The organism is Virgibacillus salexigens, from assembly GCF_014905415.1.
In the GTDB taxonomy this organism is placed as follows: Bacteria; Bacillota; Bacilli; order Bacillales; family Amphibacillaceae; genus Virgibacillus; species Virgibacillus salexigens.
In genome coordinates this window covers 1078920-1100062 of the sequence record NZ_BNEO01000001.1, presented here as the reverse complement: position 1 = coordinate 1100062, position 21143 = coordinate 1078920, and the positions used below count along the sequence as shown (strand labels likewise).

At 37.9% G+C, this 21143-nt stretch carries 18 protein-coding genes; 17 read left to right on the top strand and 1 reads right to left on the bottom strand.

What is annotated here, in order from left to right:
* Window positions 1-24: 24 nt before the first annotated feature.
* From JKP73_RS04935 to JKP73_RS04925, 3 genes are all read left to right on the top strand, one after another.
* Entirely contained in the window at window positions 25-1344 is a 1320-nt protein-coding gene (locus JKP73_RS04935; protein WP_031335206.1) for an HD domain-containing protein, read from the top strand.
* A complete protein-coding gene (locus JKP73_RS04930; RefSeq protein WP_021289863.1) occupies window positions 1334-1828 on the top strand; it encodes a YwgA family protein in 495 nt (164 codons plus the stop codon). The genes JKP73_RS04935 and JKP73_RS04930 overlap by 11 nt, the downstream gene beginning before the upstream one ends.
* A gap of 73 nt (window positions 1829-1901) precedes the next feature.
* Window positions 1902-2420: a YwhD family protein gene (locus JKP73_RS04925; RefSeq protein WP_021289862.1), complete on the top strand. Its 519-nt coding sequence runs from the start codon at window positions 1902-1904 to the stop codon at window positions 2418-2420.
* Between the two features lie 254 nt (window positions 2421-2674).
* Here the strand turns inward: JKP73_RS04925 and JKP73_RS04920 are convergent, their stop codons facing one another.
* Window positions 2675-4723, bottom strand: coding sequence for a transglycosylase domain-containing protein (locus JKP73_RS04920; RefSeq protein ID WP_021289861.1), 2049 nt, complete (start codon window positions 4721-4723; stop codon window positions 2675-2677).
* Between the two features lie 344 nt (window positions 4724-5067).
* Here JKP73_RS04920 and JKP73_RS04915 point away from each other — a divergent pair, with 344 nt between their 5' ends.
* The 14 genes from JKP73_RS04915 to murA all read left to right on the top strand — a co-directional run bounded on the left by JKP73_RS04915 (window position 5068) and on the right by murA (window position 21089).
* Complete coding sequence (locus tag JKP73_RS04915) at window positions 5068-5505, top strand: YwiB family protein (protein WP_021289860.1); 438 nt, start codon at window positions 5068-5070, stop codon at window positions 5503-5505.
* The gene (gene argS, locus JKP73_RS04910; RefSeq protein WP_160806830.1) at window positions 5502-7166 is read left to right on the top strand and encodes an arginine--tRNA ligase; all 1665 of its coding nucleotides are present in this window, start codon (window positions 5502-5504) and stop codon (window positions 7164-7166) included. The genes JKP73_RS04915 and argS overlap by 4 nt, the downstream gene beginning before the upstream one ends.
* Window positions 7167-7643: 477 nt before the next feature.
* Entirely contained in the window at window positions 7644-9746 is a 2103-nt protein-coding gene (locus JKP73_RS04905) for a (Fe-S)-binding protein (RefSeq protein ID WP_160806828.1), read from the top strand.
* Window positions 9747-9868: 122 nt separating this feature from the next.
* Entirely contained in the window at window positions 9869-11059 is a 1191-nt protein-coding gene (locus JKP73_RS04900; RefSeq protein ID WP_160806827.1) for an acetyl-CoA C-acetyltransferase, read from the top strand.
* Window positions 11060-11096: 37 nt separating this feature from the next.
* Window positions 11097-11942 carry a 3-hydroxybutyryl-CoA dehydrogenase gene (locus JKP73_RS04895; RefSeq protein ID WP_369759834.1) on the top strand — a complete coding sequence of 282 codons (846 nt, stop codon included), beginning with the start codon at window positions 11097-11099 and terminating at the stop codon, window positions 11940-11942.
* A gap of 29 nt (window positions 11943-11971) precedes the next feature.
* A complete protein-coding gene (locus JKP73_RS04890; RefSeq protein WP_038242169.1) occupies window positions 11972-13105 on the top strand; it encodes an acyl-CoA dehydrogenase in 1134 nt (377 codons plus the stop codon).
* Window positions 13106-13118: 13 nt separating this feature from the next.
* The gene (locus JKP73_RS04885; RefSeq protein WP_021289853.1) at window positions 13119-14258 is read left to right on the top strand and encodes an acyl-CoA dehydrogenase; all 1140 of its coding nucleotides are present in this window, start codon (window positions 13119-13121) and stop codon (window positions 14256-14258) included.
* 25 nt (window positions 14259-14283) lie between these two features.
* Window positions 14284-14892 (top strand): TetR/AcrR family transcriptional regulator, encoded by a 609-nt coding sequence (locus JKP73_RS04880; RefSeq protein ID WP_021289852.1) that lies wholly within the window; start codon window positions 14284-14286, stop codon window positions 14890-14892.
* A 246-nt stretch (window positions 14893-15138) separates the two neighbouring features.
* Window positions 15139-15633: a DNA-directed RNA polymerase subunit delta gene (gene rpoE, locus JKP73_RS04875; protein WP_021289851.1), complete on the top strand. Its 495-nt coding sequence runs from the start codon at window positions 15139-15141 to the stop codon at window positions 15631-15633.
* Window positions 15634-15868: 235 nt separating this feature from the next.
* On the top strand, window positions 15869-17479 hold the full coding sequence (gene pyrG, locus JKP73_RS04870) for a CTP synthase (protein ID WP_021289850.1): 1611 nt from the start codon (window positions 15869-15871) through the stop codon (window positions 17477-17479).
* A 194-nt stretch (window positions 17480-17673) separates the two neighbouring features.
* On the top strand, window positions 17674-18033 hold the full coding sequence (locus JKP73_RS04865; RefSeq protein ID WP_031335201.1) for a response regulator: 360 nt from the start codon (window positions 17674-17676) through the stop codon (window positions 18031-18033).
* 102 nt (window positions 18034-18135) lie between these two features.
* Complete coding sequence (locus tag JKP73_RS04860) at window positions 18136-18993, top strand: class II fructose-bisphosphate aldolase (RefSeq protein ID WP_200410956.1); 858 nt, start codon at window positions 18136-18138, stop codon at window positions 18991-18993.
* Between the two features lie 32 nt (window positions 18994-19025).
* Complete coding sequence (fsa, locus tag JKP73_RS04855) at window positions 19026-19667, top strand: fructose-6-phosphate aldolase (RefSeq protein ID WP_160806826.1); 642 nt, start codon at window positions 19026-19028, stop codon at window positions 19665-19667.
* A gap of 135 nt (window positions 19668-19802) precedes the next feature.
* The gene (gene murA / locus JKP73_RS04850) at window positions 19803-21089 is read left to right on the top strand and encodes a UDP-N-acetylglucosamine 1-carboxyvinyltransferase (protein ID WP_021289846.1); all 1287 of its coding nucleotides are present in this window, start codon (window positions 19803-19805) and stop codon (window positions 21087-21089) included.
* Window positions 21090-21143: the final 54 nt, after the last annotated feature.

Sequence of the window (21143 nt, the reverse complement as noted above, 5' to 3'; positions counted from 1 at the left end):
AAAGAAACGGATGGGTATACATACATGGCATATAAAGACGAACAACTACATGAAGAAAAAGTGTTCAAGGATCCTGTACATCGATACGTGCATGTAAAAGATAGAGTTATCTGGGATTTAATTTCAGCTCCAGAATTTCAACGGCTTCGTAGAATTAAACAATTAGGTACCACAAATTTGACCTTTCATGGTGCAGAACATAGCAGATTTAATCATTCGCTTGGTGTTTATGAGATTGTTCGTAGAATCATATCTAACTTTGAAGGACGCCCTCATTGGAACAGTGAGGAACGTCTTCTTTGCTTATGTGCTGCATTGTTGCACGATTTGGGACATGGCCCGTTTTCTCATTCGTTTGAAAAAGTATTTAAGTTAGATCATGAATATTTCACACAGCAAATTATTTTAGGAGATACGACGGTAAATAAAATCTTAGAGCGTGTGGATAAAGGATTTGCACAGAATGTTTCAGATGTCATTGCCAAAACCTATAAAGACAAATTAGTCGTTAGTTTGATTTCCAGTCAGATCGATGCGGATCGCATGGATTATTTACAACGAGATGCTTATTTTACAGGGGTAAGCTATGGGCATTTTGATATGGAAAGAATCCTCCGTGTGATGCGCCCCATGGAGGATCAAGTAGTTATTAAGTATACTGGAATGCACGCCGTTGAAGATTATATTATGAGCCGATATCAAATGTATTGGCAAGTTTATTTTCATCCAGTAACCCGAAGTGCAGAAGTAATATTATCCAAAATCCTTCATCGAGCGAAGGTTCTGTATGAAGATACACATTATACGTTTAAATTAGAGCCTACACATTTCCTTTCTTTCTTTAATGGTAATGTTGATTTAAAGGATTATTTAAAGTTGGATGAGGGAATCGTCTCTTATTATTTTCAGCTTTGGCAAGAAGAAGAGGATGCAATATTAAGTGATTTATGTGAAAGATTTACAAACAGAAGGTTATTTAAATATATTGAGTTTAACCCGAATTTACAAATGAATGAATGGATGGAACTTCACCGGTTATTCATGCAAGCGGGAATTGATCCAGATTACTATCTAGTTGTTGATTCTTCTTCTGATTTACCGTATGACTTTTACCGGCCAGGAGAAGAGGAAGAACGCTTACCTATTCACTTGCTAATGCCGAATGGTGAGCTTAGAGAATTGTCAAGGCAATCGGAAATCGTTGAATCTATTTCTGGAAAAAAACGGACAGATCATAAATTGTATTTTCCTAATGATTTGGTAGAAAAGATGGAAAATAGTGCGATGAAGGAACGTGTAGAAGAAATTCTGAATGGTCAGGGAGATGTCAAGAATGCTAACTAATCACGCAAAGTTAATGCAGTTTTTTTCAGTAGCTAATGAAGTGACTGGCAGAAAAAAACTACAAAAAATGATTTATATTCTACAAAAGTGTGGGTTGCCATTTGAGGAGAAATATGAATTTCATTTTTACGGTCCTTATTCGGAAGAGTTAACATTGCGAGTAGAAGAATTATGTAATTTAGGGTTTATCCAAGAAAAAAAAGAAGATAAAAGTAACTATTTTCAATATCATTATACGATTACGAATGATGGAGAGGAGTTCTTGCATCAATTTGCAATGGACATGCCCGAATTTTCAGGACAAGTAGAAGCAATGAAAGGGAAAAGCTCAAGGTTTTTAGAGCTCGTAGCTACGATGCTATATTTTGATGGTTTGTCTCCGGAAGAGAACGTCGCGAAAGTACATACGGTGAAACCGAAGCAAAAATATACGGATGAGGAAATACAAGAGGCACAATTTTTTATTAAGTGGTTGAGGCATTAAAGTCAGATATGTGTCATCATACCTGTACCTATGCTAAAATATAAGACAGTAGAAATAGAAGGAGGATTTTGGGATGAGTTCCGATCAATCTTCGAATAAGAAAAAAAATAACTTTACGATCATTAAGGATGACTCCACGGATGGACATGGTGGATACGGGTACGGCTCGATTAGTTTAGAAAACATGTCTTCTGTGATTGTGGATCCGAATGAGAATAAAGCTTACGTTGATATGGCAGCCATGCATGCAAGAAGCGATATTGAACGACGAGTCAAATATCTAAACGATAAAAGTGAAGTACCAAATGGTAAATTATATTGGATTGTCTGGGTAAATGTTGATCAAGGAGAGAAAGGTCCTTTTTATTCCGGTGTAGCAGGTAGCGAATTGCGCGTTGATCGATCAATAAAACGTGCCTACAAATCGATGCCTGAGCATGTAACGCATATGGAAAAGTCTCTCAAAGGTAAAATCATTGTAGACCATATGGATGCGCCTTCGAAAAAATTACTAAAAGACTTTTTAGTCGAGTTTAATCCAGACATGTGGAATAATTCAACGGAAGAGTTAAAGTCGTCTCTTCCAGAATAAGAAAGAAAAGGTGTACAAATCTGGTGAATGATACTAAGGTAGTACACCTTTTTCGAGTTTATTTACGTTATTTGCTAAAAAGTGAACATTTTGTGACGTCATGATAAACCATTCAGTTTTATCTTGTACTTTTTTTTAGAAATTTGTAAAATATAGGTGTACATGGGCTACTCATGTATTACTAGGACAAAAAAGCAGCCGAAATCAGTGATTGCTGGGTTCGGCTGCTTTTTTAATCTGAATATTTAACTATTCTAATTAAATAAATCAAATATTTTTTCCATCATGCTTTTGTCTTCTTGCTCTGTCTTTGGTTGTTGCTTTTCTTCATTTTGATGAAAATGTACCATGCAGTGTTCATCTGGCTCTGTACCTTTTTCAAAATACATGACACGACTTGATTCACAATAAGGAGTTGCTCGTTTCCCAGTGGTGGGGTCTATCGGTACTCCTACAACATCTGAAGGGATAGCGAAAGTTTCTTGTGGCAAATCTTTATGGGCATTATTCATAAATCCAGCCCATATTTCTTTTGCGTAACTTGCTTCCTCTACGACCTCCATTTTGCGGTTATCATCGTATCCGATCCAAATCCCAGCTGTGATAGATGGACTATAGCCCATCATCCAACTATCTGAATTGGTTGTTCCTGATTTTCCTGCATACAATCGATCCAGTTCATCTGCTATCGAAGAACCGGTAACTTGCATATAACCGTCCAATTCATGGTCAAACATCCCAGTCATTAAATGTGTAAGGATGAAGGTGCTTTTCGAATCAAGGATTTGTTTTCCTTGTTCTTGTGTATTTTTATATACTGCTTTTCCTGTATGGTCATTAATTTCTGTTACTGCATGGGGCTGAATGTCATGTCCACCATTTGCCAATATACTATAACCGGTAACCATTTCTTGCATAGATACAGCTGCCGTCCCAAGGGCAAGCGATGGAACAGCTTGAAGCTTACTTGTAAAGCCCATTTCTTTTACCGTTTCTACAACATTCTTGGGACCAACATACATATTTGTTTTCACAGCATAAATATTATCAGAGAGTGCTAAAGCTTGTGCTAATGATATCTTTTTATTTGCATAGTAACCATTAAAATTACTGGGCTGATAGACTTCACCGTTTGCTAATTCAAAAGACGTAGGTTTGCTCATCAACATGGTGTTAGGCGTATAGCCATTTTCCAGCGCAGTATAATAGACAAATGGTTTAAATGAAGATCCTGGCATCCGTTTCGCTTGTACAGTTCGATTGAATGTACTCTCTCCGTAGTTACGGCCACCTACCATTGCAATTATTCCACCAGTTTTCGGATTCATTGCTAAGCCGCCTGCTTGAACTTCACTTGCATCAGAAATTTTATCTGATATTTGCTGCTCTAACTGAACCTGTGAATCTTTATTTAATGTGGTATGAATTTCATATCCCCCAGATCGTATTGCCTCTACATCGACATCTAGAAGGTTAGCAGCTTCTTTAATAGCATAATCCTGAAAATAGGGGCCGATTGCTTTTTTATCTTCTTTTTTGGGCTTTTGATATACTAATTTTTCTTGAATAGCATTATGATAAGCTTCTTCACTAATTCTATTTTGTGCCCGCATTGCTTTGAGTATTTGTTGCTGACGCTGCTCTGCACGTTTTTTATCATTCAAAGGTGAGTAATATGTTGGTCCTTTAGGTATACCTGCTAACATCGCAGCCTGTGCCAAAGAAATTTGACTAGATGTCTGATTAAAGAATAAATTACTAGCGTACTCGATACCGTAAGCACCATGTCCGTAATAGATCGTATTCAAGTATCCTTCTAATATTTCATCCTTGGAATAGAACATTTCTAGACGAACCGTATAAAAAGCTTCTTTTATTTTACGCAGCCACGTTTTTTCGTGCGTTAAGTACAAATTACGTGCGTATTGTTGTGATAATGTACTTGCACCTTCCTTAAGGGATAGTGTTTGTATATCTTTTAATATAGCAGCAAATATCCGTTTAAAATCAAATCCATGATGTTCATAAAAATTACGATCTTCAATTGCTAACGTCGCTTGTATGAGATCGTTCGACATATCATTTAAATCGACCCATTGCCGGTTTTCTAAGCCACTTTCTTCTCCTATGATTTCCCCTGAATTACTATACAAGATGGTATTTTGTTCGTTTGCTAATTCTGGTGGACCGAGTAGAAAGCTAATGAGATAGATACCAACTATAAAAGTAGCAAAAAAAAGTGTGGTCGCTCCTATAACAGTTAGAATGAATTTATGTTTACGTACGTTTCGAAATTTCGACATATGTTTTCCCTCATTAAAGTCTGCATTATTAGCATTATGGGATAACCGATAGCCAAATAAACATATTTAGAGAAATTGCTTGGCTTTCTGACATCACTCACGATAAATTTACTGTTACATGTAATGGAAGTATCCATTGGAGCATGTTGTTTACCGAAAACCATATGTAATTTAGCTTACAGCTACAGGACCCCTCATTGAAATAATGCTTGGAAATAATAACCGTTTCATACGAGGGCTTTTTGGATATAGCTTAACTAGGTGATTTTTATTATTAGTATTGCTAATCCACCTTATTTATCGCTATAATAGTAAAATATGATTTTAAAGACTGAGGCGATAGAATGAATACTCCAACGACACAAGTTGTTATTGAACTTTCTACAATAATCGATGATAATGGTCAAATGGAATATAATAAAATTCAAGAGACTGGATTTTTATATAAAAAAGGAAATTTGGATGTTCTCACATTTGAGGAAATAGCAGATGACCAAACGATGATTAAGAACCTAATCACCATTCAATCAAATCGGGTGAATATAAAGCGCTCTGGTAATATTTCGATGAATCAACAATTTCAAGAAAAGCAAACAACAGAAAATGTGGTAAAGCATCCTTATGGTAGTATCCATATGGAAACCTTCACACAATCCATTTCTTATCATCCATTACAAAAAGCCAAAAGTGGAAGCCTGACAATTGCTTACACAGTAAGGTTAAATGGACAAGAAGAAAGACATCAAAAAATCGATTTAATGATGAAGGAGGACATGTCATGAATGTCTTGGCACAGACAGAGGACAAATTAAAGCAAACGATTGAATCAGCAGTTATTCAAGCAGAGCTTGCTACAAAGGAAGAAATTCCAGATATTATTTTAGAAAAACCGAAAGATAAATCACACGGTGACTTTGCAACAAATATTGCGATGCAGCTGGCAAGAATCGCTAGAAAGGCACCAAGACAAATTGCTGATGACATTGTAAACCAACTAAATCAATCAGAAGCATCGGTAGAGAAAATAGAGATTGCTGGCCCAGGGTTTATTAATTTCTTTATGAAAGATGACTTTCTTGGAGAAATTATTCCAACCATTTTAAAAGAAGATACGGAATATGGTAAAACCAATGCTGGAGATAGGAAACGCATTCAAGTCGAGTTTGTATCGGTGAACCCAACTGGAGACCTTCACTTGGGTCATGCACGTGGCGCTGCCTTTGGAGATGTTTTATGTAATGTACTAGATGCGGCAGGCTATCAAGTAGAACGTGAATATTATATTAATGATGCTGGGAATCAGATTGATAATCTTGCACTTTCTGTAGAAGCTCGTTATTTACAGGCACTTGGAAATGACGTGGACATGCCAGAAGATGGTTATCATGGCGAAGATATTATAGAAATTGGGAAACAACTTTGTGTGGAGTATGGAGATCAATGGGCAGTCACAGAACGAGAAGAACGATTAAAATTCTTTAAAGAATATGGTTTGAAATATGAGCTTGGTAAGATTGAGCAAGACCTTGCTGAATTTCGTGTCCACTTTGATTCATGGTTCTCTGAACGTTCGTTGTATAAGGAAAATAAGATTACCGATGCTTTAAAGGTATTAGATCCATATATGTATGAAAAGGATGGGGCAACTTGGTTCCGTACGACAGACTTTGGTGATGATAAAGATCGAGTGCTCATAAAACAAGATGGATCCTATACTTATTTAACTCCAGATATTGCTTATCATAAGAATAAGCTAGATCGAGGTTTTGACCAAATTGTAAATGTATGGGGATCTGACCACCATGGCTATATTCCTCGGATGCGTGCAGCCATTCAAGGATTAGGCTACCCAGTTGAAAAATTTGACGTGAAAATAATTCAAATGGTTAACTTGTTTGAAAATGGAGAAAAGTTGCGAATGAGTAAACGTACAGGCAAAGCTGTTGCACTTCGAGAATTGATGGAAGAAGTAGGTGTAGATGCAGTACGTTATTACTTCGTTGCAAGATCAAATGATTCACAACTGGATTTCGATATGGATCTAGCACGTTCGCAATCGAATGATAACCCTGTGTTTTATGTGCAATATGCGTATGCACGAATTTGTACGATGTTAAAGCAAGCTGAAAGTAAAGGTATTTCTGTCGATAACAGCTTTGATGCTTCTTTATTGACGGCAGAAAAAGAGATTGACCTGCTAAAAAAACTAGGTGAATTTCCGCAGGTAGTTGCTGATGCTGCAGGGAAGCATACTCCCCATAAAGTAACGCAATATCTATATGATTTAGCAACCTTATTACACAGTTTCTACAATGCAGAAAAAGTGATCGATGCTGACCATCTAGATCGAACGAAAGCTCGAATCGCTTTAATGAAAGCTGTACGAATTACATTATCTAATGCCCTGCAATTAATCGGTGTAACAGCGCCAGAAAAAATGTAAGCTGAAGCAGTACGATGCGGCTTACTTAAATAACAGACAAAAGCTATTCCTATAATAATAGGGGTAGCTTTATTTTTGGGTCACGTATCCTTTTCATTATTTATCCGAGAAAATAAAGAGCTGGTTCGTTTGAACCAACCTTCTAATGAAATAAGTAGATTTTCCGTAGCAAAACGAGAAAGAGGGGGAGCAACTGAGCAAGAAGGTGTTCTTCTTGTCTAATATCCTATTTGTTGGTACACCGGTTAAGAACTGTTTAAAACAATTTACAAATTAAGGAAAATGTAGAGAAAAACACGGAAAAAGGTTGACTGAATGATCATTCATATTTATAGTAAGGTTATAAGATTTCAAAAGATATTATTTTTCAGAAAAATGGAATCGTTATCATTTCGTTTTTTTATCTTTCATTGGAATATACAATGAAAGGTTCTCATTATAATAGATTATTACTACATGATTAGGGGGAGCAAAGACATGGATGCATTTCTGCTTATTAATGCCGTAGCATTTACAGCAATTACGATTTATGGTCTATATTTATTTGCTAAAGTTGTTGCGACTCGAGTTGCTTACATTCGTCTTGGTAAGAAATCAGAATTTGACCGTGATTTTAAAGAGAGGCTTCGAAGAATTGGGAAGATTGTGTTTGGTCAATCAAAACTATTAAAGGATAAAAAATCTGGTACTATTCATGTCATGATGTTCTATGGGTTTATTCTCGTTCAATTTGGAGCAATTGATATGTTTGTGAAAGGTCTTTCACCAGGTAATCATTTGCCATTTGGAATCTTTTACCCTGGTTTTGTCTTTTTCCAAGAATTAGTAACATTAATGATCCTTGTTGCTGTTGTCTGGGCTTTTTATCGACGGTATATGGAAAAACTTGTACGTCTGAAGCGTGGTTTTAAAGCAGGGTTAGTACTTTTATTTATTGGTACATTAATGATATCCGTGTTAGTCGGCAATGGAATGGCCATGTTGTGGCATGGGCATGAATTAACATGGACAGAGCCAATTGCTAGCTCCATCGCATTTTTGTTTAGTTGGATATCACCTACTGCAGCAATGGTATGGTTTTATATAGCTTGGTGGGTACATACGATTACCATATTAACTTTCCTTGTTTATGTACCACAATCGAAGCATGCACACTTAATTGCAGCTCCAATTAATGTGTTCCTAAGTAAACGTGTCCCCGGTAAATTAAAGAAAATTAACTTTGATATGGATGAAGATGTCAATGAAGAAGAGATATCATTTGGCGTTGGTAAGGTAGAAGATTTTGAACAATATCAAATGATTGACTTCTATGCATGTGTTGAATGTGGGAGATGTACCGATGTATGCCCAGCGTCAGGAACAGGGAAGATGCTTTCTCCAATGGATATTATGATTAAAGTAAGGGATCACCTTACTGAAAAAGGAGCCGCAATTACCGGCAAGTCCCCCTGGGTGCCTGCATATGCATTTGCAAATACCCAGGGAAATCAAGCAACTGCAAAAAATGAAGCAGCGGCGACTGTACAAAGTGCTAGTCTGATTGGTGATGTCATTACAGAAGAAGAGTTAGCTGGCTGTACGACTTGTCGCAACTGTGAAGATGCTTGCCCTGTTAACAATGAACATGTTGGTACAATTATTGATATGCGTAGGTATTTAGTAATGACAGAGGGGAAAATGGATCAAGATGTACAGCGTGCCGTCATGAATATTGAGCGTCAGGGTAATCCTTGGGGCTTGTCAAAAAAAGATCGTATCAAATGGCGCGAACAAGATGAATCGGTATATATCCCTACCGTGAAGGAATTGAAAAAGGAAGAGAAGGATTTTGAATATTTGTTTTGGGTAAGTTCGATGGGATCCTATGATAGCAGAAGTCAAAAGATCGCGATAGCTTTTGCAAAACTAATGAATCAAGCTGGTGTAGACTTTGCTATTTTAGGAAATAAAGAAGCGAATTCAGGCGATACTGCACGTCGAATTGGAAATGAATTTCTATTCCAAGAAATTGCTGAGAAGAACATAAAAGAGTTTAACAAACATGATGTAAAGAAAATCGTTACCATCGATCCGCATGCATATAACATTTTTAAAAATGAATATCCTGATTTTGGTTTTGAAGCAGAAGTGTATCACCATACGCAACTTATGTATGATTTAGTGATGGATGGCAAGTTGAAACCGAAAAAAGCAATTAATCAGCGATTGACATATCATGATTCATGTTATTTGGGCAGATACAATGGTGTCTATGATCCGCCTAGAGAGATTCTCAAATCTATTCCAGGATTAGAATTAGTAGAAATGAAACGAAGTAAAGAAAATGGAATGTGCTGTGGAGCCGGTGGTGGACTAATGTGGTCAGAAGAAACAACAGGGAATAGGATTAATGTTGCCCGTACAGAACAGGCAATGGCAGTTCAACCAAATATGATCTCTAGTGCTTGTCCGTATTGTTTAACCATGATTAGTGATGGTACGAAAGCCAAAGAGGTTGAAGAAGATATAGGCACAATGGATGTCGCTGAAATACTAGCATTATCGGTGGTATTGGAACAAGAACAGCAAACTGCATAAAACAGCGAGTAACAAAATACTAAGCGTTGAAAGTCTTGATTGTTAATCAAGACTTTCCATTCTAAAATCAAGTGAGCGAGCGTTCAGTCAAAAGTAAGCGCTAACAATAAGGAGGAGTATGAATGGTAAGAGAAGCTGTAATTGTATCTGGAGCAAGAACCCCATTTGGGAAATTTGGTGGTGCATTAAAGGGGTTTACCGCATCGGAACTAGGTGGGCATGCAATTAAAGCCGCGTTGCAACGTGCTAACTTGGATCGTGCGTTGGTTGATGAAGTAATCATTGGCAATGTATTACAAGGCGGGCAAGGGCAACTACCTTCTCGTCAGGCGGCAAGGGAAGCAGGTATCCCATGGAATGTAAAAACAGAAACCATTAATAAGGTCTGTGCTTCCGGGTTACGTAGTGTCACATTGGCTAACCAATTAATTCGCCTTGGAGATGAGGAAGTGATTGTTGCTGGTGGAATGGAAAGTATGAGCAATGCTCCATATATCCTTCCAGATGCTCGTTGGGGAAATCGTATGGGGGACAAAAAGGTTATCGATATGATGGTTCATGATGGCTTGACGTGCTCTTTCCAGCATGTCCACATGGGAAGTTATGGAAATGCTACTGCTAAAGAATATGGAATAACAAGGGAAGAACAAGATCAATGGGCTTATCGAAGTCATAAAAGAGCTCTTCAAGCAATAGCAGATGGGAAATTTGCCGAAGAGATTATACCAATGGAACAAAAACAACGGAAAGGTTCTTCCAAGATCATTAATCAAGATGAAGCACCTCGAAAAGATACAAGTTTAGAAAGTTTAGAAAAATTAAGATCAGCCTTTGATTCAGATGGAACCATAACAGCAGGAAATGCTCCAGGTGTTAATGATGGAGCTTGCGCGTTTGTAGTTATGTCTAATGAAAAAGCGGAAGCACTTGGGAAAACCCCGATGGCTGTGATCAAAGGACATACAGAATTGGCTGTACCAGCAGAAGATTTCCCTAAAACACCTGGTCTTGTTATCAATCAACTACTTGAAAAAACAGGTTACGGCAAAGATGATATTGATTTGTTTGAAATTAACGAAGCATTTGCTGCTGTTTCATTAGCGAGTGGAAAAATCGCTGGGATCGCTCAGGAAAAAGTGAATGTAAATGGTGGTGCAGTTGCGCTGGGTCATCCAATTGGAGCAAGTGGGGCTCGAATCATATTAACATTGATATATGAATTAAAGAGACGAGGCGGTGGTTTAGGTATAGCTGCAATTTGCAGTGGTGGTGGGCAAGGTGATGCCATATTGATTGAAGTACCAATCAGTTAGATTGGTTTAATGTAGAGGAGGATATGCTGTGAAAACAATAGAAAATATCATGGTCATTGGCGCAGGGCAAATGGGAGCAGGAATTGCACAAGTTTGTGCACAGGGAGGATACACTGTCTACCTTCATGATAAGAACGATGAAGCACGGACAAAAGGAATAAATACAATTGATAAACTTCTAGAACGCTCTGTTCAGAAACAACGAATATCGGCTCAGGAGAAGGAGGATGCATTAAAACGACTAACGCTTTCTAACCGACTACAAGATGCTGAACAGGCAGATTTAATTATTGAAGCAGTGGTTGAGAATTTGCAGGTAAAAGCATCGATATTCCATGAGTTGGATAAAATTGCTCCAACCCATACTCTCCTAGCTTCGAATACATCCTCTTTACCGATTACCGAGTTAGCAGCACATACAAAACGGCCAGATCAAGTAATTGGCATGCATTTTATGAATCCGGTACCTGTTATGAAACTAGTGGAAATTATACGCGGACTGCAAACAAGTGAGGAGACATTCCAAACCATTGAACAGCTGGCAAGGAAGCTTGCAAAGACACCCATTGCAGTAAATGACTTTCCTGGATTTGTGTCCAATCGTATCTTAATGCCAATGATCAATGAAGCAATTTACACCCTTTATGAAGGAATTGCAACAGTGGAAGATATTGATACGTCTATGAAATTAGGAATGAATCATCCGATGGGGCCATTGACATTAGCGGATTTTATTGGACTTGATACATGTCTTTATATTATGGAGGTTCTTCATGAAGGGTTCGCTGATAGCAAGTATCGCCCATGTCCACTTTTAAGGCAATATGTCAAAGCAGGATGGCTTGGTAAAAAGTCTGGTAAAGGTTTTTATAATTATTCGTAATCCACAAGAATCGACAGGAGGAAGGAAACATGAAGCAGGTAACAGCTGAGCAGGAGATGCTTGTGCGAATGATAAAAGAATTTGCCGAAACGGAGATTGCCCAAGAAGTTCCGCGAATGGAAAGGGAAGATCGATTTCCTAGAGAATTAATTCAAAAAATGGGTTCTTTAGGATTGATGGGTATTCCCATTCCAGTCGAATATGGTGGGGCTGGGATGAACTATACGTCCTATATTCAAGCTGTTCATCAGATATCAAAAGTCAGCGCTGCAGTGGGTGTGATTTTGTCGGTACACACGTCCGTAGGAACAAATCCAATCGTTTATTTTGGAACTGAGCAGCAGAAGCAGCACTATTTGCCAAAACTTGCGAGTGGACAGTACATTGGTGCATTTGCGCTTTCAGAACCAAATGCTGGATCCGATGCTGGAGGTATAAGAACAAAAGCTGTCAAATCTGGTAATTCATATCTATTAAATGGGTCAAAGGTATTTATAACGAATGGTGGTGAGGCTGATACCTATATCACTTTTGCTCGTACAGGGGAAGGCAAACGGGATATTAGTGCATTTATTGTGGAGAAAGATACGCCTGGATTTATTATTGGAAAAAAGGAAAGAAAAATGGGGCTCCATGGATCCAATACCGTATCGCTGACATTTGATAATTGTCAACTATCTGGTGATCAATTACTAGGGAAGGAACATGAAGGGTTTGCAATTGCGATGCATAATTTGAATATAGGCAGGATTGGAATAGCTGCACAGGCTTTAGGAATTAGTGATGCAGCAGTTACACATGCAATAAATTATGCAAAGGAAAGAAAGCAGTTTACTGGTCCGATTGCCGATAATCAAGGCATCTCGTTTAAATTGGCGGATATGGCAACACGTTCGGAAGCCGCAAAACTATTAGTCTATCAAGCTGCATCACTTGTTGAACAAGGCGTTTCTTGTGCGAAAGAAGTTTCAATGGCTAAGCTTTATGCCTCGAAATCTGCCGTGAAAAATGCAATTGAAGCAGTACAAGTTCTTGGTGGCTATGGATATACAGAAGATTATCCAGTAGAAAGGCTATTTAGGGATGCTAAAATCACCGAAATTTATGAAGGAACGAGTGAAATACAACATATGGTGATTGCAAAGCACTTACTGAAGAAATAAGGAGGGTTTATTTGTGGATTTTCAATTAACAGATGAACAAGACATGCTACGGAAAATGGTCCGTGATTTTGCAACCAATGATGTTGAACCGACAGCAGCGGAACGTGATGAAGAAGAACGATTTGATCGAGAAATATTTCATAAAATGGCAGAGTTAGGGTTAACGGGGATACCTTGGCCGGAGGAATATGGTGGAATCGGTGCTGATTATATGAGTTACATCATTGCAGTGGAAGAACTGTCGCGGGTATGTGCTTCAACTGGAGTTACATTATCAGCGCATGTATCACTTGCCAGCTGGCCAATTTATAAATACGGAAACGAAGCACAAAAAAAGTCTTTCCTAAAACGACTTGCGTCCGGAGAGGCGTTAGGGGCCTATGCATTATCAGAACCTGGTGCAGGAAGTGATGTCGTTTCAATGAAAACATCGGCAAAGGAAGATGGCGATCATTACATTTTAAATGGAAATAAAGTATGGATTACGAATGGTGGAGTAGCTGATATTTATATTGTTTTTGCAAAGACAAATTTGGATAAGCGTCATAAAGGGATTAGTGCATTCATTGTTGAAAAAGGAACAAGCGGTTTTACATTTGGAAAAAAAGAAAAGAAACTTGGTATTCGTTCTTCACCCACCACGGAATTAATATTTGAAAATTGTCGCATTCCTAAAGCAAATATGCTTGGTGATGAAGGAGAGGGATTTAAAATTGCGATGATGACATTAGATGGTGGTCGGAATGGAATAGCCGCTCAAGCGCTAGGAATTGCACAAGGAGCATTTGAGGCAGCTACAGCCTACGCAAAAGAACGAGAGCAATTTGGAAAGCCGTTAGCTAGTAATCAAGGAATTTCTTTTAAATTGGCAGATATGGCAACGGAAATAGAGGCTGCAAGATTATTGACGTACCAAGCAGCGTGGTTAGAATCACAGGGATTACCTTATGGGAAAGCGTCAGCAATGTCTAAATTATTTGCAGGAGATGCTGCTATGCGCATCACAGTAGAAGCAGTACAAGTATTTGGAGGATACGGGTATACCAAAGACTATCCGGTAGAGCGTTATATGCGTGATGCGAAAATAACGCAGATATACGAAGGCACCAATGAAATTCAACGATTAGTAATTGGTAAAATGGTAACAAAATAAACTTAAAGGGAGGTGCTACATCACGATGGATCCAATTTCAACATCCATTAAGGATCAGCAATTAATTGAAAAACGCAGAAGACAAATGATCAAAGGGGCAATTACGCTTTTCAAGGAGAAAGGCTTTCATCGCACAACTACGAGAGAAATTGCTAAAGCTTCTGGATTCAGTATTGGCACCTTATATGAATATATTCGAACGAAAGAAGATATCCTGTTTTTAGTGTGTGATGCAATTTACCAACAAGTACAAGAGCGTTTAGTAGCTCAAATTGATCTTACCAACTCTTCCGTCGAACATTTTGAAAAGGTCATAAGGTCCTATTTTTATTTGATGGATGACATGCAAGAAGAAGTTGTTATCATGTACCAGGAAGTCAAATCTTTAAAAAAGGAAACAAAAGAATATGTGTTGCAGAAAGAAAGAGACATGGTGGCTATGCTTGAACGAGTAATTGATACTTGTTTTCCAGGAACGATTTCTCTTTTGGACAGAGAGCTTCTTGCGAACAATATTTTTATTCAAGGTCAAATGTGGGGCTTCCGAAGATGGATGCTACAGAAGCAATTTACTTTAGAGGACTATATCGATAGGCAGATTTATTTTTTAATGCATAGTCTAACGGTGAAATAAACCGTAACAAATGATTTACTGGATGATTTCTGTACGTACCAGTTCGTAAGAATGATCAAATAATAAAATATTTTGTCCCTACATAACTTTTTCTGCTTTTTCTCTAGCATAAACCCTATAGATTTGTTTATAATGTATGGTATGGTTAATGAAGCGAACTGCTAGAAATACATGATCAAATAAACAATTAATTTAATAGTGTATTGCGAAGAAGCAATTAATATAAAGTAAAGGGAGTGCGTTGCCGTGAGCTTAAAAGATTTTAGCCACGAACAAATTCAAAATATGTCTATGATTGAATTGGCAAGTTTAATTCTTTTGGATGAAAAAAAAGCCATTCATTTTAAAGATATATTTAATAAACTTGCAGATTTAAGAGGGTATTCGGAAGAAGAGAAACAGGCGACAATTGCTCAGTTTTATACCGATTTAAATGTAGACGGCCGTTTCATTACAATTGGTGAAAATATGTGGGGATTGAAGAGATGGTACCCAGTAGAGCAAATGGACGAAGAAGTTACCAATGCGCCGAAGAAGAAAAAGAAAGCAAAGAAAAAAGAAGAGGCGAATGAATCGGAAGAGGAAGAAAATCTTGATATCACCGATGATGAAATGGAAATTTTTGATGAAGACTTTGATATCGATGAAGACCTTGATGAACTAGATGAAGATTTCGATGAGGACTTTGATGACGATGAAGAGTTTGAAGATAGCGAGGAAGAAGAGGAAGAAGAGAAGTAAGTTTTTAAGTAGTGATTGGTAATTTAATGGATGCTTGACTTTTTTAAAATGAATCAGTACAATTTAAATTGGGCTCTTTTATTTTAATTATCAAAGCGTTTCCCCATTATATTTGGGGAGGCGCTTTTATTATTTTTTCAGCAGATTAGTACATGCTAAAACTATAGATTACGCTACCCAATTGATGCATTAATATTGGATCAGAAAAGAATACACAGAGAAAGAGGGAAAGACGATGACCAAGTACATTTTTGTGACTGGAGGAGTTGTATCATCTTTAGGGAAAGGGATAACTGCTGCTTCCTTGGGACGTTTGTTGAAAAACAGGGGATTGAAGGTGACTATTCAAAAATTTGATCCTTATATCAATGTTGACCCTGGTACAATGAGTCCTTATCAACACGGTGAAGTATATGTAACACAAGATGGTGCGGAAACGGATTTGGATTTGGGGCACTATGAACGGTTTATAGATATTAACTTAAATAAATATAGCAATATTACTACAGGTAAAGTATATTCAAGCGTTATTCGTAAAGAACGTCGTGGCGATTATTTGGGAGGCACTGTGCAAGTGATTCCCCATATTACGAACGAAATTAAAGAACAGGTGTTTCGGGCAGGAGAAGCTACAGGAGCAGATGTTGTTATAACGGAGATTGGCGGTACAGTTGGTGATATCGAGTCATTACCATTCTTGGAAGCTATTCGACAAATAAAAAAAGAGGTAGGAAGAGACAGTGTGATGTACTTGCATTGTACACTTGTCCCTTACATTAAAGCCGCTGGCGAGATGAAGACGAAACCAACTCAGCATAGTGTTAAAGAATTACGTTCATTAGGTATACAGCCTGATGTTATCGTATTACGAACGGAACAAGCGATTAGCAAAGAAATGAAGGAAAAGATTGCATTGTTCTGTGATATTAACGAACATGCAGTAATTGAAATGCGCGATGCAGATACCCTTTATCAGGTTCCTATTTCTCTACAAGAACAACGGCTTGATCATTTAACTTGCGAACATTTCGGTCTGGATTGTCAAGATGCAGACATGGAAGAGTGGAAGGAATTGGTTTCCAAAGTGCGCAATCTCTCTAAAAAAATCGATATTGCACTCGTTGGTAAATATGTTGAATTACCAGATGCTTATATTTCTGTAGTGGAAGCATTAAAGCATGCTGGATTTGTATACGATGCCGACATTCAAGTTCATTGGATTAATTCAGAGAAGCTAGATCAGGAAACGATAAACCAACATTTAGAACATGTGGATGGTATCTTGGTACCAGGTGGATTTGGAGATCGCGGTATTGATGGAAAAATTGCTGCGATTCAGTATGCTAGAGAAAATAAGATTCCATTCTTGGGCATTTGTTTAGGAATGCAATTAGCTTCTGTAGAATTTGCACGTAATGTTCTTGGTTTGAGAGGTGCACATTCTGCAGAAATTGATCCAAATACTCCATACCCAATCATTGATTTGTTACCTGAACAAAAGGATATTTCTGATCTTGGTGGAACTTTACGTTTAGGGATATATCCTTGTAAGCTGCAAGATAATACAAAAACAAAAGCTGCTTATGATGGAGCAGATTATATTGAAGAACGTCATCGCCATCGATATGAATTTAATAATGCGTATCGTGATCAAATGGTTGAGAATGGTTTTGTCTTTTCAGGTACAAGTCCTGACGGAAGACTTGTAGAAACAATTGAAATTAAAGATCACCCTTGGTTTGTGGCAAGTCAATTTCATCCAGAATTCACATCTCGCCCAACGAGAGCGCAATCTTTGTTTAAAGGATTTATTGGTGCTGCAGTTGAACAACAAGTAGGAAAATAATTAATCCGTAAAGGGAAGTTGCTTTCATATGTGACTTCCCTTTTTCCTATTTCATCCGTTTTCATCAATGATCCTACTTATATCATCAACTCCTAAAGTTGTAAAACTATCATTAACGGCAGGATATTACTTCAAATGTATCGAATATAACTGATGGGGGATAAATGCTTTTTTGGAAAGGGGATATGCAATTGATGAAAAAGGAAATTTTAGTTGTTGATGACCAGCCGGGTATTTGTATGCTACTAACAGATATTCTTACGAGTGAGGGTTATCATGTTGAAACTGCTAAAACAGGAAAAGAGGGATTGGACAAAATTAACAATTCATCTTTTCATTTACTTATGATTGATTATAAGTTACCAATATTTAATGCGTTTGAAGTGCTGCGTAGAATGGAAGCTGAGAATCGAATCGTACCAACGATTCTAATGAGTGGAATGACAGAAGATGACATTCGAGAAAAAGAAGATTGCAGCAAAATTGAAAGCGTACTGTCTAAACCTTTTAATATACATGAAGTATGCAAACTCGTAAAAGCAACTATTGGATAATTAGCAGGATTGTTGCTACTTTGTGTTGTTGTTGGTATTCTATTAATGTAATTAATTTATATTTATATAGGTGCATTGTTCATCTAAGAGGAGGATATATACATGCCATTAGTATCAATGAAAGAGATGCTGGAAAAAGGTAAAGACAATGGTTATGCGGTTGGCCAGTTCAACTTAAATAACTTAGAATACGCGCAGGCAATACTTCAAGCAGCAGAAGAAGAGCAATCTCCTGTAATCCTTGGAGTATCTGAAGGTGCGGCAAGATATATGGGTGGTTTTAATGTTGTTGTATCAATGGTAAAAGCACTGATGGATTCTTACGGTACAACAATACCAGTTGCAATACATTTAGATCATGGTTCAAGTTTCGCAAAATGTGCAGAAGCAATACATGCAGGTTTCACATCTGTGATGATCGATGCATCTCATGATCCATTAGAAGAAAATATCGATATTACCAAAAAAGTTGTTGAATTGGCTCATCTTCATGGTGTTTCCGTTGAAGCTGAATTAGGAACAGTTGGAGGCCAGGAAGATGATGTTGTGGCTGATGGCGTCATTTACGCAGATCCAAAAGAGTGCAAGGTTTTAGTTGATGAAACTGGAATTGATTGTTTAGCTCCAGCACTCGGCTCCGTGCATGGACCTTATAAAGGTGAACCAAACCTAGGATTTAAAGAAATGGAAGAAATCCTTGCTACAGTGAAGGTTCCATTAGTATTACATGGTGGTACTGGTATCCCAACAAAAGATATTAAGCGGGCTATTTCGTTCGGTACTTCAAAAATCAATGTAAATACGGAAAACCAAGTAGCCCAAGCAAAAGCAGTGCGTGAAGTGTTACAAGAAAAGCCTGATTTGTATGACCCACGTAAATACTTAGGACCAGGTACAGAAGCAATTAAGCAGACGGTAATCGGAAAAATGCGTGAATTTGGTTCTTCTCAACAAGCATAATTAAATTAATAGGGCATAGGAGGCAACGTTCAATGAGATTTTTTATTGATACGGCAAATATTAATGAAATTCGTGAAGCAAATGCACTTGGTGTATTGGATGGAGTAACTACTAATCCAAGCTTAGTATCCAAAGAAGGCATTTCGTTTCATGATCGATTGCGAGAAATTACAGAAGAAGTATCTGGATCAGTAAGTGCAGAGGTTATCTCTGAAGATGCAGAAGGTATGATTCGCGAGGGAAAAGAGCTTGCTGCCATTGCTCCAAATATTACTGTTAAAGTTCCAATGACATTAGAAGGACTGAAAGCAGTAAAGGCATTCAGTGATTTAAATATAAAAACGAATGTAACATTAATTTTTAACGCAAATCAAGCTTTACTTGCTGCACGTGCTGGAGCAACATACGTATCACCATTTTTAGGCCGTTTGGATGACATTGGGCATGATGGAATGGAACTAATTCAAACGATATCCACTATATTTGATAAGCATGAAATTGGAACACAAATTATCGCAGCATCTATTCGTCACCCTTTACATGTTATTGATGCTGCAAAACGAGGAGCACATATTGCAACACTACCGTATAAGGTACTAGGGCAATTGGTGAAACATCCATTAACTGATCAAGGAATTGAAAAATTCCTAGCTGATTGGAACAAGCAAAATTAATTGCATAATAATGGAAGAATTACACATCCTAAGGAACAGAGATGCAGTTTTCGAGCTGCAATAAAGTCTGCAAGTATTATGTGAGCACCTCTTACTTGTGCTTAACATGTTCCTTGCCTAAGTGGGGTTTTCTACATGCAAAAAATGTTAGTTGAAGGCGGCCATTATTTGAATGGCAAAGTACGCATTAGCGGGGCTAAGAATAGTGCTGTAGCACTCTTGCCGGCAGCTATTTTGGCAGATTCAGATGTCACTATCGAAGGACTTCCAGAAATATCCGATGTCTATACACTTGGTGATCTACTTGAAGAGATTGGCGGAACTGTTTCCTGGGATGGACAGACCGTGCATATCAATCCTGAAAAGATGATTGCTATGCCATTACCAAATGGCAAAGTAAAAAAATTACGAGCTTCCTATTATTTTATGGGAGCAATGCTTGGCAAATTTAATAAGGCAGTCATCGGCCTTCCCGGCGGTTGCTTCTTAGGTCCACGTCCGATTGATCAACATATTAAAGGTTTTGAAGCACTCGGTGCAGAAGTTACCAATGAACAGGGAGCAATTTATCTACGTGCAAATGAGTTAAGAGGGGCACGAATTTACCTTGATGTTGTAAGTGTCGGAGCAACCATAAATATTATGCTAGCTGCTGTTAAAGCAAAAGGGAAAACGATTATTGAAAATGCAGCCAAAGAGCCTGAAATTATCGATGTAGCCACATTACTTACGAATATGGGGGCGAAAATAAAAGGTGTAGGAACAGATGTTATTCGGATCGAAGGTGTCTCATCTTTGAGTGGATGTCGGCATACGATAATCCCTGATCGAATTGAAGCTGGTACCTACATTATTGCAGCAGCATCGATGGGAAAGGAGGTTGTAATTGATAATGTGATCCCCCCCCATTTGGAATCGTTATTGGCAAAGTTACGTGAAATGGGGGTATCCATAGAGGAAAGTGGCGAACAGCTATTAATTACACCGAATAATCCATTGAAAAGTGTAGATATCAAAACACTTGTTTATCCAGGTTTTCCGACAGACTTGCAACAGCCGTTCACTTCCTTATTAACAAAAGCAGTTAACACAGGTGTAGTTACAGATACAATCTATTCTGCTAGACTGAAGCATATTGATGAATTGAGAAGAATGAATGCTTCTATTAAGGTTGAGGGCGGTTCGGCTATTGTTTCAGGTCCTGTTCAACTACAAGGTGCAAAAGTAAACGCTACGGATTTACGAGCAGGTGCAGCATTGATTGTTGCTGGTCTTATGGCGAACGGGGTCACAGAAATTACTGGACTTGATCATATTGACCGTGGTTATGAGAAAATTACAGAGAAGTTAACTAACCTTGGTGCTAATATATGGCGCGAAGAGATGACAGACCAAGAAATTATACAACTACAGAATTCCTAACGTAGCATGAAGGTGATTGCAAACCTTTGTAAAAATTCTTCTTGGGATGAGGAT

Excerpts from the sequence above, each read along its gene's own strand:
- JKP73_RS04935 (WP_031335206.1), top strand. The coding sequence starts at position 25 with ATGGCATATAAAGACGAACAACTACATGAAGAAAAAGTGTTCAAGGAT.
- JKP73_RS04930 (WP_021289863.1), top strand. The coding sequence starts at position 1,334 with ATGCTAACTAATCACGCAAAGTTAATGCAGTTTTTTTCAGTAGCTAAT.
- JKP73_RS04925 (WP_021289862.1), top strand. The coding sequence starts at position 1,902 with ATGAGTTCCGATCAATCTTCGAATAAGAAAAAAAATAACTTTACGATC.
- JKP73_RS04920 (WP_021289861.1), bottom strand. The coding sequence starts at position 4,723 with ATGTCGAAATTTCGAAACGTACGTAAACATAAATTCATTCTAACTGTT.
- JKP73_RS04915 (WP_021289860.1), top strand. The coding sequence starts at position 5,068 with ATGAATACTCCAACGACACAAGTTGTTATTGAACTTTCTACAATAATC.
- argS (WP_160806830.1), top strand. The coding sequence starts at position 5,502 with ATGAATGTCTTGGCACAGACAGAGGACAAATTAAAGCAAACGATTGAA.
- JKP73_RS04905 (WP_160806828.1), top strand. The coding sequence starts at position 7,644 with ATGGATGCATTTCTGCTTATTAATGCCGTAGCATTTACAGCAATTACG.
- JKP73_RS04900 (WP_160806827.1), top strand. The coding sequence starts at position 9,869 with ATGGTAAGAGAAGCTGTAATTGTATCTGGAGCAAGAACCCCATTTGGG.
- JKP73_RS04890 (WP_038242169.1), top strand. The coding sequence starts at position 11,972 with ATGAAGCAGGTAACAGCTGAGCAGGAGATGCTTGTGCGAATGATAAAA.
- JKP73_RS04880 (WP_021289852.1), top strand. The coding sequence starts at position 14,284 with ATGGATCCAATTTCAACATCCATTAAGGATCAGCAATTAATTGAAAAA.
- pyrG (WP_021289850.1), top strand. The coding sequence starts at position 15,869 with ATGACCAAGTACATTTTTGTGACTGGAGGAGTTGTATCATCTTTAGGG.
- JKP73_RS04865 (WP_031335201.1), top strand. The coding sequence starts at position 17,674 with ATGAAAAAGGAAATTTTAGTTGTTGATGACCAGCCGGGTATTTGTATG.
- JKP73_RS04860 (WP_200410956.1), top strand. The coding sequence starts at position 18,136 with ATGCCATTAGTATCAATGAAAGAGATGCTGGAAAAAGGTAAAGACAAT.
- fsa (WP_160806826.1), top strand. The coding sequence starts at position 19,026 with ATGAGATTTTTTATTGATACGGCAAATATTAATGAAATTCGTGAAGCA.
- murA (WP_021289846.1), top strand. The coding sequence starts at position 19,803 with ATGCAAAAAATGTTAGTTGAAGGCGGCCATTATTTGAATGGCAAAGTA.